7 protein-coding genes and 2 tRNA genes are annotated in these 12,207 nt (G+C 70.0%); 4 read left to right on the top strand and 5 right to left on the bottom strand.

Going from position 1 to position 12,207, the window contains the following annotated elements; translation table 11 throughout:
- Nucleotides 1–8: 8 nt before the first annotated feature.
- The 3 genes from glxA to K7C20_RS13565 form a co-directional block, all read right to left on the bottom strand.
- Nucleotides 9–1,961, bottom strand: a complete 1,953-nt coding sequence (gene glxA / locus K7C20_RS13575; protein ID WP_053208811.1) for a radical copper oxidase GlxA — start codon at nucleotides 1,959–1,961, stop codon at nucleotides 9–11.
- Nucleotides 1,958–4,081 carry a glycosyltransferase family 2 protein gene (locus tag K7C20_RS13570; protein WP_053208812.1) on the bottom strand — a complete coding sequence of 708 codons (2,124 nt, stop codon included), beginning with the start codon at nucleotides 4,079–4,081 and terminating at the stop codon, nucleotides 1,958–1,960. The genes glxA and K7C20_RS13570 overlap by 4 nt, the downstream gene beginning before the upstream one ends.
- Before the next feature lie 1,312 nt (nucleotides 4,082–5,393).
- A tRNA-Lys gene (locus K7C20_RS13565) sits at nucleotides 5,394–5,467 on the bottom strand.
- A 457-nt stretch (nucleotides 5,468–5,924) separates the two neighbouring features.
- Here K7C20_RS13565 and K7C20_RS13560 point away from each other — a divergent pair.
- From K7C20_RS13560 to K7C20_RS13545, 4 genes are all read left to right on the top strand, one after another.
- A complete protein-coding gene (locus tag K7C20_RS13560; protein ID WP_030081101.1) occupies nucleotides 5,925–6,344 on the top strand; it encodes an SsgA family sporulation/cell division regulator in 420 nt (139 codons plus the stop codon).
- A gap of 16 nt (nucleotides 6,345–6,360) precedes the next feature.
- Nucleotides 6,361–7,791, top strand: coding sequence for a hypothetical protein (locus K7C20_RS13555; RefSeq protein WP_245171004.1), 1,431 nt, complete (start codon nucleotides 6,361–6,363; stop codon nucleotides 7,789–7,791).
- 442 nt (nucleotides 7,792–8,233) lie between these two features.
- A complete protein-coding gene (locus tag K7C20_RS13550) occupies nucleotides 8,234–8,827 on the top strand; it encodes a lytic polysaccharide monooxygenase auxiliary activity family 9 protein (protein WP_030081100.1) in 594 nt (197 codons plus the stop codon).
- Between the two features lie 144 nt (nucleotides 8,828–8,971).
- On the top strand, nucleotides 8,972–10,852 hold the full coding sequence (locus K7C20_RS13545) for an AMP-binding protein (protein WP_053209978.1): 1,881 nt from the start codon (nucleotides 8,972–8,974) through the stop codon (nucleotides 10,850–10,852).
- 192 nt (nucleotides 10,853–11,044) lie between these two features.
- Here the strand turns inward: K7C20_RS13545 and K7C20_RS13540 are convergent.
- Both K7C20_RS13540 and K7C20_RS13535 read right to left on the bottom strand, forming a co-directional pair.
- Nucleotides 11,045–11,118: transfer RNA gene (locus K7C20_RS13540), tRNA-Lys, on the bottom strand.
- A gap of 174 nt (nucleotides 11,119–11,292) precedes the next feature.
- On the bottom strand, nucleotides 11,293–12,051 hold the full coding sequence (locus tag K7C20_RS13535) for an IclR family transcriptional regulator (RefSeq protein WP_030081094.1): 759 nt from the start codon (nucleotides 12,049–12,051) through the stop codon (nucleotides 11,293–11,295).
- Between the last annotated feature and the right edge of the window lie 156 nt (nucleotides 12,052–12,207).

The raw sequence follows: 12,207 nt of genomic DNA, 5'->3' as shown, positions 1-12,207 counted from the left end.
AGACGCCCCTAGCCGCGCTGCGCCGGCACCTTCACCCACACCGCCTTCGAGGGCGTCCCCTGCCCGTCGACCGCGTTCAGCATGTACCACCCGGGCGGCACCAACGACGGGTCCTTCGGCAGCGTGACCGTCACACCGTCCCCGCCCTTCGTCACCGTGAAGTCCAGTGCGATCGAGCGCTGTTCCACGTTGGTGACATGGGTGAACGAGCCGGGCCGCATCAGCCGCATCTTCTTGATGGCGGCGGCGCGCGGGGAGCCGAAGGTCGCGCTGCTGCCGAGGGAGAGCGTCTTCGGCCCCTTGTCCGTGAGCTCGGGCCGGGACTTCCGGTAGAGATACGGCGGGGTGTAGAGGTCGATCTGCTGCTGGAAGACGCCCGGCTTGGTGTTGTCCTTGTCCGCGTAGAGGGAGTCGGAGCCGAAGGTCATCACCCGGCCGTCGGGCAGCAGCAGCGCACCGGAGTGGTAGTTACGGCCCACCAGCGGGTCGGCCACCTGGTGGGCGGAGTTGGTCGCCGGGTCGTACAGCTCCGCCTTGAGGACGTTGGAGTCGCTGCGGCCGCGGTAGTCGCCGGAGCCGTTCGTGGTCAGCACGGTGTCGTCCGGCATGATCACGCTGCTCGGGTAGCGGGCCTTGGCGTACAGCGGCGGCCCGTCCTTGAAGCGCGGCGACGGGGCGTGCAGATCCACGATCCGGGTCTTGTCCGTGGCCTTCGGGTCCTCGCCGACCCCGCCCCCGCCCAGCACCATGTACCGCTGTTCCTGGGCCGGCGGCAGCAGCACCGACATCGACGTCTCCAGGATCTTCGGGTCGCTCATCCCGGGGACGACCTGGAACTTGTTGGACTTCAGGTCCCAGATGCCGGGCGTGCGGCCGATGTTGTCCGGGCCGTAGCCGGCGTTGGAGCCGGTGTAGAAGATCCGGCCCTGGTCGGTGAGGAAGAGCGCAGGGTAGGTCGGGAAGAAGCGCCGCTTGGGCAGATAGCGCCACTTCTTCGTCTTCGGGTCGTAGATCTCCTGCTTGCCGGGGACGACCTGCCCGATCTCGTCCAGCCCGGAGACGGAGAGGACCTTGCCGTCCTGAAGCGTGGTGAGCGTCGGATACCAGCGGGCCTCGTTCATCGGGTCGACGGGTATGTAGCGCTCGGCCACCGGGTCGAACTCGAAGGAGTCCTTGATCCCCTGGAAGTCCTTCTTGTCGAAGGACAGCTTCTGCGCGATGCCGTAGAAATTACGGGCGTCCGCGCCGGTGAGGCCGTGGATGCGGTAGTTGTCCTGGGCGCCCGTGGAGTGGGAGGGGCCGTCCTTGAGGGCCTCGACGTAGACCCGGGCCTCGCTGTGCACCACGGTGACCTTGCCGGTCGCCGGGTCGGCCTTCTTCTTCGCCCGCGGCACCACGACCGGGTCCTTGGAGGCGAAGGTCTTGCCGTTCTTCTTGCCGGTGAAGAGCGTGCCGGCCGGGAACGTCTTCGGGCCGTCCGGGTTCTCGTTGTAGAGGATCATGAGGCCGCCGGCCTTCTTCACATCGCCGTTCAGCTTCTCGTAGCGCTGGGTGCCGCCGGCCACCAGCAGCTTGCCGTCCGGGAGCTGGGTGTGCCCGGAGCAGAAGAGGTCCTTGGGCGTGGGGATGTTCTTGAAGGTGTTCTTCTCCGGATCCCACAGGACCGTACGGAACGACTTGGCCTTGAAGTTCGCCGCGTTGTTGCCGGAGCCCGCGACCAGCAGCACCTTTCCGGTGTGCAGCAGGGCCGCGTGGATGGTGTTGATGCGGTACTTGTCCGGTACATCGACGACGTCCCAATGGCCGTTCGCCGCCTTGTACTCGGGCTTGTTGATCTTGTACTGGTGGTACTGCTCCGACGCGAAGCCGTAGAGGGCCGGCCCGTTCATCGCTGCCAGCGCGAGCACCACCGCCGCCGCTATCGCCACTCGGCGGGTGCGACGGCTCGGACGGTACTTCATGTGTGACGTCCCCCAAGGGCGATCTGCAAGGTCTGTTCGGCGGTGAAGGCCGGGTCGGAGGCCTGGTCAACGGCTTGGTCGGCGGCCGGAGCCGGGGCAGCGGCCCGTTGCTCCACGGTCTGGTCGGCGGCCGGAGCCGGGGCAGTGGCCCGCTGCTCCACGGTCTGGTCGGCGGCCGGAGCGGGCGCGAGTCCGGGGAGGGGACGGGTATCCGGAGCGACGGCTTCCGCGACCAACGTGTCCGCTGAGCCCCCACCGCCGGCCCTGCCCCCGGCCGGGGCACCGGCAGCGGTGGCGGCGGTGGCAGAGGCGGCGGCCGCCTCCCCCCGCCCCTGCTTCTCCTTCCGTACGCTCAGCCGCCAGGCGAAGATCGGCGCTGCGGTGATCAGCATCGCGAGTACGGCCCAGGTGACCATCGCCGGATGGCTGTGCCCCAGCACGAACGAGGCGACCAGCGAGCCCCCGAAGACGAGCAGGAAGAACAGGTGCACCCGGAACGTTCCGAAGAGCGTGTCCGGACTGGACGAGTCGCCCTTCGGCGTGACCACGAACTTGCTCTTGCGGCGCAGTACGGTGTCGAACAACGACCGGGCGTAGATCGGCGCGGACAGCGCGGACATCACCATGCCGGCGACGCCGCCGGAACCCTCCGGCTCGTGCGGCGAGACATTGTGCCGCCGGTTCCAGATGTACAGACCGATCTGGAGCGCCGAGGCATTGCCGTAGAGCATCATCCACACCGACGGATCGATCTGCACACCCGAGGCCCCCAGCCCCAGGAACAGCGCACAACTGAGCGCCGCCAGAATCCAGTTCAGCGCCGACATCGGGTAGAAGATCACCATCATGGTGTAGTTGAAGAGCCGGCCCGCGGGCAGCGTGAACGGCGCCTTCCAGAACTGCTTGAGGATCGTCTCGTACGTCCCGCGCGACCAGCGCAGCTGCTGGGTGAAGAAGTCGGTCCAGGCCGTGGGCCCCTCGCCGACCGCGAGCACATCCGGGGTGTAGACCGAGCGCCACTTCTTCCCGGTCTGCGGATTGCTGTGCCGGTGCATCTCGAAACCGGTCGCCATGTCCTCGGTGATCGAGTCGTACAGCCCGCCGATCTGCTTGAGCGCGCTGATGCGCACGGCGTTGGACGTGCCGACGAACATCGGCGCGCCATAGCGGTTGCCGGCCCGCTGGACCAGCGCATGGAAGAGGAACTGCTGTGACTCGGCGGCCTTGGTGACGAAGGTGTCGTAGTTGCCGTACACCTGCGGTCCGATGACAAAGCCGACGTCCGGGTCGCGGAAGAAGCCCAGCATCCGCTCCAGGTAGTTGGGCAGCGGGACATGGTCGGTGTCGACGGAGGCGAAGTAGTCGTAGGCGTCACCGTGCGCCTGTAGCCAGGCGTTGTAGTTGCCGTGCTTGGTCTTGGCGCGGTGCGGGCCCTTGGCCTGGTTCCACTCCGGGACGCCCTTGCGGCTGAAGTGATGGACGCCCAGGCGCCGGCAGACTTCCTTGACGTCGGGGTCGTCGCCCTCGTCCAGCAGCCAGATGTGCAGCAGACCGCGGTGGCGGATCTTGACCGCCGCCTCCAGCGTCTTCGTCACCATGGCGAGAGGTTCCTTGCCGGGCACGAAAGAGGTGAGGAAGGCGACGCGGGTGCCGCTCTCGGGAATGACCGGGATGGGGTCGCGGGCGACGAGGGTGGCGTGCGCGTTGGAGAGCACATTCATGCACCGGAAGAGCTCGATCAGCCCGATCGAGACCAGCATGACGACGTCCAGCACGGGAAGGAAGTCGTAGGCGGGGTAGTCGCGTTCGGTCCAGTGGCTCGGCTGCATCAGCCAGACCAGCAGCCCGAAGGAGACCAGCGGCGCGGCGCCGAGCAGCAGGGCCGCCCGTATTCGGTGCGGTTCGTCCGCGAGCAGCGAGCGGTAGCGAACCGTGTAGGGCTTGTCCGGGTCGGGCCGGGTGAGCGGTCCGGCCAGCCGGCTGTAGTGCTCGTAGTCGTAGCGCGGCAGCGGTTTGCGCTGGTTCCGCCGCTGCCAGTGCTGGCGTGGCACGCGCAGGCGCGTCGTGGCCGACGGGTCGTACGGACGCTGCGGCCGGGAGCCGTCAGGCGGCGACGTCATGAGTCCATCCCCCCGCACGCAGCGTGCACTGCGTGCCGTTTGCTGATGGCCCGGGTCCACGGTCCCCCGCGGCCGACCCGGGCGCTGTGATGTCGACCGCCTGCACCGTCAGATGGCGGCGACCATCTTCCGGTTGCGTATGCAACGCTGCCGCGATCCTGCCAAGCGGCGATTTCCCCGTGGTCACATCACGCCAACTGGCGGACCTGACTGTTACCACTCGGCTATGCGGTCCCTCATTTCACCGAGTTGCCAGGTCAGGGTCCCTAACCGCCGTGGTGATGGCAAGACTTGCCAAGGGAATTGTGCACAAGACTACGTAAGACGGTGCGGCGTGTGGCGCAGAGCACATCACTTTGATACGGACCTGGTGCCAAATTTCCCGCTGTCGGCGGATATCGGAGTAATGGCCAGGACGGCCCTGCCGCGCGGGGAAGGGGGAGAACACGGTGCGTAAAGGGGTCATCTCCCACGGGTAATGTTCCCCGTCGACCGGCTGTCAACCGGCAAAGAAAATGTGCGCACCGAGAAAATCTCCGGCGGCATGGCGGACGGCGTGACGGACGACGTGCGGACGGCAAGGACGCAGCATTGACGCGAACGACCGGCCTGGTCAAGGGACTTGAGGACCCATGTGTGCGGCGCGCCCACTGTATCCGAACGCATTCACCGGGAAGCGGGTGCGGGGCAGGTCCGCGACGGGTTCAGCCGTTTGTCGACTCGGGTGAAGTTACCTGCGCGTACGCCAAATTGGCCGAAGCTGAAGCCCCGCTCCGGGGGCGTCTCGTTCTGCCTGGTGGCGACCGGTGGGGGAGCGTCACGGCTATCCCTCCGCGGGTCGTGGATCGCGGTACCGGGATTTGTGCCTGCTGCCTTGTCTGCCGTCACGGCGTCTGCCGTCACGGTGTCGGTGCCGACGTCGATGCCCGCATTGGCCGCCGGGGTGGTGGTCGCCGGCCGTGGGTAGATCCGGGGCGGCCCGGTAAATCGTGAGACAGCGGAACGGAGGGCCCATGGAAAAGGGTAGGGAGCCTCCGGTGAACGAATCCCTAGGTGATCCGGGAATTACTGTTTGTGATCGCACAGATCTCGATTGTTGCCGTTCGGGGCATCGTCGCCGGGGGTGTCGCCGTGCGGGGCATTGCCGTCCGGGGGCGTCGCCGTCCGGGGCATCGCCGTCCGGGGCGTCGCCGTCCGGGGTGACGCGAAGATCGGGCTCCGGGGGTGTTCCCGCGGGGCGGCGGAGCCGGTCATCCGTTCGGCCGACCGCATGACTGAGGCCCCCCGCATGGCGAGGGGCCTCAGTCTGACGTGCGCCGCCAGGGACTCGAACCCCGGACCCGCTGATTAAGAGTCAGCTGCTCTAACCAACTGAGCTAGCGGCGCGCGCTGACCTGAAGAACTTTACACGAACTCGAGATGTGCTCTGTACCCCCGGCCAGGCAGATCACGCACTCGGGCCATGTGATCCCGGCCACTCGCAATGGCGTCCGGCCCGTCCGCGTTACCGCACGAGAATCCTGCCCCGTATGGGGCAAAGGTCCCTTGATCTTGGGACTTTCGACCGGCAGTTCGCCCCGATTGCTCTGTGAAGATCGAGTTCATCGGTTCCATGGCGGTAGATCATCAGTTGCGCCGTCAACATGCGATATCTCCTGCCGGTTGAGAGGCTGAAGCGAGCTTCGCGGCGAAACAACTCCATACGTCCGGAGGGTGCCGGCCATGGCGTCCGTCACTCCTCCTCCGCCTCCCGCAACCCCACCCTCCACAGCAACGTCTGCCAGGACGCGCGCCCCGGACCGGGTCCCCGGGACTCGCCCCTCCGTCGGAAAGGTTGATCGTCGTGGTGTCGACAGCCAAGCGCACCCTTGAGATGCAGCTCCTCCTCGGGCCGGACGAAGCAGTTCCGGTGGCCGGCCGGTTCAGCTATCGCAGCGACCGCCCGTACGAGGTCGAGGTTGCCTTCATCAGCCGTGGCCAGAAGGTGGCCACGTGGCTGTTCGCCCGCGATCTGCTGCTGACGGGGCTGCACGACGAAGCAGGCGAGGGGGACGTACGGGTGTGGCCCTTCCGCCGGCCGGGCGAATCGCGCCGCGTGCACATCGAGCTGTCCACCGATGACAGCGTGTGCGAGCTGTCGGTGCGCGCGACGGAGCTGACTGCGTGGCTGGAGCAGACCGTGGCGATCGTCCCGCCCGGCCATGAGGACCGCTACCTCGACATGGACACCCACCTGGCCCGGCTGTTCGCCGGGAAGTGCTGATGGGGGACAGGCGATCATGACCACGACCACGACCACGACCACGATGGCAGTCACGAGCGCGACGGCGAGCGCGACGCCGGGCGCGACGCCGGGCGCGACGCCGGGCGCGACGCCGGGCGCGACGCCGGGCGCGACGGTGACGGGGAGCACCGGCGCGGCTGCGGGTGTGCCTGCGGCCAGGCCCGCGGCCGCGGGTGAGGCCGGCCCGTCGGCCAGGCCCGCGACCGCGACCGAGCCTGCGGCTGAGGGTGCGCCCGCGACCGCCCCCGGCTCCCGTATACCGACCGGCGTGTCCGGCCCGTGTGCCGCGTCTGCCCCCGGCCCCGGCCTGCCGCCGACCGCTGCCGCCTCCGCGGAAAACTCCGCCTCCGCGGAAAACTCCGCCTCCGCGGAACCCGCCACCGCCTCCCCGCACGACCCCTGCGCGCACGGCTTTCTGCCCGAGCGGCCGCCCGTCCGTTCCATGATCGGAACCTGGACCCGGCTGGACGCCATGGCGCGCGCGGCCGCGATCGCGCCCGACCGGGAGGCCGCCATTGCCCTCGTCGAACGAGCCCATCGCGCCGACGAGTTGTCCGCCCTGCGGCAACGTGTCTCCCGCCTCTCCCTGCGCAATGCGGAGGCCGCCGCCATGCGGATCGCGGTGATCGCGGTGTCCTGTGGCTGGTGCGGGCTCGACCCGCAGGCACCGGCCGCCCGCGAGGTCGCCGACGGGGCATTTCTCGATCTGTGGGCGGCGATCGCGCACCGTATCGACCACGATCAGTTCGTCGCCCTGCCGACCCTCGCGCTCCACAACTGGGTCCCCGAACGCAAGCCCCGCCGCCACATCCCCATCGATCAACTGGCCCGCACCGAAGTGCTCGTCCCGATCGTCCGCTGGGCCCCGGAGGGACAACCGCTCAGCCGCCTGGACCGGTTGATGCTGGCCGCGACCCGCCTGGAGGCACACGGGATCTGGCTCTTCCGGCTCGCCGAGACCCTTGCGGGCCGGTCGCCCGACGACTCCTCCACCCCGACGGCGCTGCGCCGCCTGGTGCGCGTCCAGCATGCGCTGCGCACCCAGCTCCTCGCCGAGGCGGCGGAGCTGACGGCCGCGCCGGCCACGCCACAGCAGCGCGCGGTACTCGGCGCGCTCGCCGAACAGGGCGCCCTGGAGCCGCCGGTACTCCAGGCCGCCGAGGCGGTGCTGGGCATCGGCGGCCGCCGGATGGGTGAGGGCAGGCGCCAGATGATGCGACGCCATCTCCCGGCGCAGCACCGTGCCTGGCTCAGCGCGATGGACCGTCACTGTGCACCCGTGCGCACTCTCGCCCACCGCGGCGGCCCGGACGCCGCCGTCTACCGCGAGGCCCAGGAGTCCCTGATAGCCCTCCGCCGCACGTACACCGCTCTAGTGCAGGCCGCCGCCCGCCCCACCACGGGCCCGCTCACGGCGGCAGCCTGACCGACCCGACCCGCCCCCGAATCGGCCCCCCGGCGGCGGGACCCGCCCCGACCCGACTCGCCCCCCGGCGGCGGGACCCGCCCCGACCTGACGCGACTCGACTACGACGTGCCGCGACCGACTATGGCGTGCCGCGACCGAATACGACGTGCCGCGCCCGACCGCGACGTGCCCACGCCCGACCGCGACGTGCCGCGCCCGACTACGACGTGCCCACGCCCGACCGCGACGTGCCGCGACCCGGTGTGATCCGACCCGCCCGGGTGACCCGACGCACCCTGGCCCGGTCATTGGTATGGACATGCTCAGCGCTGCGCCCTTAGTCTGCCGTTTGGTCTAGACCGCACCATCCGGAACCATCCCGCACCATCCGGCACCGCCCGCAGTGCACTGCCTTTCACCTGGCTCATGGAACTCCCCCCACGTTCTTCAGGAGCGAAGCATGCGCAAAAAGATCAGTGCCGCCGTGATCGGCCTCGGCGTCCTGGGTGTCTCCCTGCTCGCGACGGGCAGCGCCTCCAGTCACGGCTACAGCGACGCACCCCCCAGTCGTCAGGCGCTCTGCGCCAACGGCACCGTCAAGGACTGCGGCGCGATCCAGTACGAACCGCAGAGCGTCGAGGCCCCCAAGGGCTTCCCGGCCGCCGGCCCCGCGGACGGCAAGATCTGTTCCGGCGGGCACGAGAACTTCGCCGAGCTGGACGATCCGCGCGGCGGCTCGTGGCCCGGCACCAAGCTCTCCCCCGGGCAGGGCTACACCTTCACCTGGCGCCTGACGGCGCGGCACGCCACCACGGACTTCGAGTACTTCATCACCAAGGACGGCTACGACCCCGGCAAGCCGCTCACTCGCGCCGACTTCGAACCCGAGCCGTTCATGACGGTCCCCATGGGTGGCGCCCAGCCCGGCTCGACCGTCCAGCACCAGGGCACCGTCCCCACCCAGAAGTCCGGCCGCCACCTCATCCTCGGCGTCTGGAACATCGCCGACACGGGCAACGCCTTCTACGCCTGTTCGGACGTCGACCTCTCCTGAGCCCTCCGACGCCGGACCACGACCCCACCCCTCACCCCCACGGGCCTCGCCGAGAACATCCCTCGGGGAGGCCCCGGCCGGTCCCCGCGCCCCTCGCCCCACCCGGGTCCACATCTGACGGGACGTCAGCTACCCTCCCTCGTCATGGCAGCCAACGGCACCAGCAGGCAGGGAAGTTCCGGCGCCGCCACCGTCGCGGAACTCGTACAGGCGCAGTGGGGCGATCACCGGGTGGGTGCGAAGTACGGGGATCTCGTGCTCAGCCACCACGAGCTGGCGGGCGGTGCCGCCGCGCGGGCCGCGCTACTGGGGGAGCTGCTGCCGCATGATGCGCAGGCGCACCTCGGGGTGCTGCTCGGCAATGTGCCCGAGTATCCGCTGTGGCTGAGCGCGGCGGCACTCGCCGGGGCCGCGGTCGCCGGGATCAATCCCACCCGTCGCGGGCCGGAGCTCGCCCGCGACATCAGCCATACCGACTGCGCGCTGCTGATCACCGAACGCGCCCACCTGCCGCTGCTGGCCGGCCTGGACCTCCCCGTCCCGCCCGAGCGGATCCTCGTCGTGGACGACCCGGCCTACCGGGAACTGCTGGGGCCGTACGAGGGCACGACGCCCGACGAGATCGCCGCCGGCTCCGGTGGCCTCCGTACCCCGACGCCCGCCACCCGGATGCTCCTCTACTTCACCTCCGGCTCCACCGGCGCGCCCAAGGCAGCCCTCTGCACCCAGGGCCGGCTGGCCGCCGCCGGACACTCGCCCGCCGGATTCTTCGGAGTGCGCAGGGACGACGTCCACTACCTCTGTATGCCGATGTTCCACGGCAACGCGGTGATCGCCGGTTGGGCTCCGGCGCTGGCCGGCGGTGCGGCCGTGGCGCTGCGCCGCCGCTTCTCGGCCTCCGCCTTCCTCCCCGACGTACGCCGCTACGGGGCCACCTACTTCACCTACGTCGGCCGGGCCGTGCAGTATCTGCTCGCCACCCCGCCCTCCCCGGACGACCGGGACCATCCGCTGCGCGCCGGGTTCGGCACCGAGGCGGGTGCCGTCGACGCCGCCCGCTTCGCCGCACGGTTCGGCGTCCGCCTGACCGAGGGGTACGGCTCCTCCGAGGGCGGCGCCGCGATCCAGCGCACACCGGACACCCCGCCCGGCGCCATCGGGCGGCCCGCGCCAGGAGCTGATCTCGCCGTCGTCGACCCGGAGACCGGCGCCGAGCTGCCGCGCGCCCGTCTCGATCCGGCCGGCCGGCTGCTGAACGGGGAGCAGTCGATAGGCGAGCTGGTCAACCGCGGCCGCAGCTCCTTCGAGGGCTACTGGCGCAACCCCGAGGCGACCGCCGCCCGCACCCGCGGCCGGGGCGAGGGGCGGGTCGGTGCGGGCTGGTACTGGACCGGTGATCTCTTCTTCCGGGACACCGAGGGGTTCTTCCACTTCGCCGGGCGCTCGGACGACCGGCTACGGGTCGACAGCGAGAATCTGGCCGCCGGGGTGATCGAGAACATCCTCGCCCGTTACGCCCCGGCCGAGGGAGTGGCCGTGTACGCGGTGCCCGACCCCGTCGCCGGGGACCAGGTCATGGCGGCCCTGGCGCTGAGGGAGGGCGCCGTGTTCGACCCGGACGACTTCGTGGCCTTTCTCGCCGCCCAGCCCGACCTCGGGACGAAGACGGCGCCCCGGTTCGTACGGACGGTGGCCGCGCTGCCGGTGACCGCCACGAACAAGGTGCATCGGGCCGCCCTGCGACGGGCCGGTTTCCGCTGCCCGGATCCGGTCTGGTGGTCGCCGCTCGGCTCGGCGGACCCCACGACCCATGCCACACCTGACAGACCTGACACGTCTGGCGTTCCCGGGGCCCCCGGCACCCCTGCCGTTCCCGCGACTCCCGCAGGTCCCGCGGTTCCTCCTGCTCGCGCCGTTTCCCCCGCTCCGGCCGGAAGCGCGTACCGCCCGTTCACCGCCGGGGACCGGGCCGCTCTCCTGGCGCTGTACCGCGATCACGACCGGGCCCATCTCCTGGACCGATGATCCCGTCCTGGACCGATGGTCCCGGGGGCCGGCCCGGCTGCCGACCGTGAGCCGTGAGCCGTCGACCGCGAGCCGTCGACCACAGGCCGTCGACCACGGACCGTCGGCTTGAGGGCCCCGGCGGCCCCACCCACCCCGTCACGACAAACAAAGTGGGCGTTCCCGGAGAACCGGAAACGCCCACTCGATACGTGCGCCGCCAGGGACTCGAACCCCGGACCCGCTGATTAAGAGTCAGCTGCTCTAACCAACTGAGCTAGCGGCGCGCGCTGACGAAAGAAATACTACCTGGTCGAGAGGGGTGCTCGTGACCACAGCCGCGGCGGAGGACGGAGGGGCGGCGCCACTCCCGGCGCGAGCCCGGCCGGCCGGCGCCCACCTGGCTCACACCCGCCCGGCTCACGCCAGCCTGGCTCCCACCCGCCCGGCTCCCGCCCCGCTCAGATCGCCAGCGACAGCAGAACCGGAGCGGCCCGGCGGTTGAGGGTGTCGGCGGCCTGGCGCAGACGGTGGGCGTGCTCCAGCGGCATGGACAGGGCGAGGCAGCCGACCGTCGAACCGGCGGTGATCGGGACGGCCGCGCAGACCGTGCCGACGGCGTACTCCTGGAGGTCGAGGACGGGGACCGTGGGCGGCTGGCTGTCGAGCTTGTGGAACAGGACCTTCTCGTTGGTGATCGTCCGGGAGGTGAGCCGGGCGGTCTTGTGACGGGAGAGGTGGTCCTTGCGGCCGTCGTGGTCGAGCTGCGCCAGCAGACATTTGCCGACCGCGCTGGCGTGTGCCGTGCGGTGGAACTCGGCCCACTCGTTGACCTTGGGTGCCAGCGGTCCGTCGGCGTAGTGGAGGATCTTCACCTCGCCGTCGATGTACCGGCTGATGTAGACCGCCGCGCCGACCGAGTCGCGCAGGTGGTCGAGGGTGAGCTGGAGCTTGTCGCGCAGGGCCTGGTCGCGGTCGCCGCCCGTTCCGAGGAGCAGGAGCGATTCGCCGACGACATACGCCCCGTCGGTGACCTGCTCGACATAGCCCTCGCGCCGGAGCATCGACAGCATCTGGGCGAGCTGGCCCGGGGACAGGCCGGTCTCGCGGGCGATCTGCGCATCGGTCACGCCGTCGGCGTGCCTGGAGATCGTTTCGAGCACGCGAAGGGCGTACTGCACCGAATGGAACGGCGCGGTCGGCTCGGGCTTCAGCGCCACGGTGTCCCCCTAGCAGGTTGTTACCGCTTGCGTCATGAGCGTCGTCGGTGGTCACGTCCGGCGCTTGCGCGGCCGATCCCGGACAACGGCGTGACTCTCACGATAGCGGTCAACGGCCCTCGGCGGAGGGGGTCTTGACTGAAAAGAGGTGTGCCC

It is taken from the genome of Streptomyces decoyicus, assembly GCF_019880305.1.
Lineage (GTDB): Bacteria > Actinomycetota > Actinomycetes > Streptomycetales > Streptomycetaceae > Streptomyces > Streptomyces decoyicus.
This window is presented reverse-complemented; position numbering and strand designations above follow the sequence as displayed.

Coding starts and splice junctions, on each gene's coding strand:
- glxA (WP_053208811.1), bottom strand. CDS start 1,961: ATGAAGTACCGTCCGAGCCGTCGCACCCGCCGAGTGGCGATAGCGGCG.
- K7C20_RS13570 (WP_053208812.1), bottom strand. CDS start 4,081: ATGACGTCGCCGCCTGACGGCTCCCGGCCGCAGCGTCCGTACGACCCG.
- K7C20_RS13555 (WP_245171004.1), top strand. CDS start 6,361: ATGACCACGACCACGACCACGACCACGATGGCAGTCACGAGCGCGACG.
- K7C20_RS13550 (WP_030081100.1), top strand. CDS start 8,234: ATGCGCAAAAAGATCAGTGCCGCCGTGATCGGCCTCGGCGTCCTGGGT.
- K7C20_RS13545 (WP_053209978.1), top strand. CDS start 8,972: ATGGCAGCCAACGGCACCAGCAGGCAGGGAAGTTCCGGCGCCGCCACC.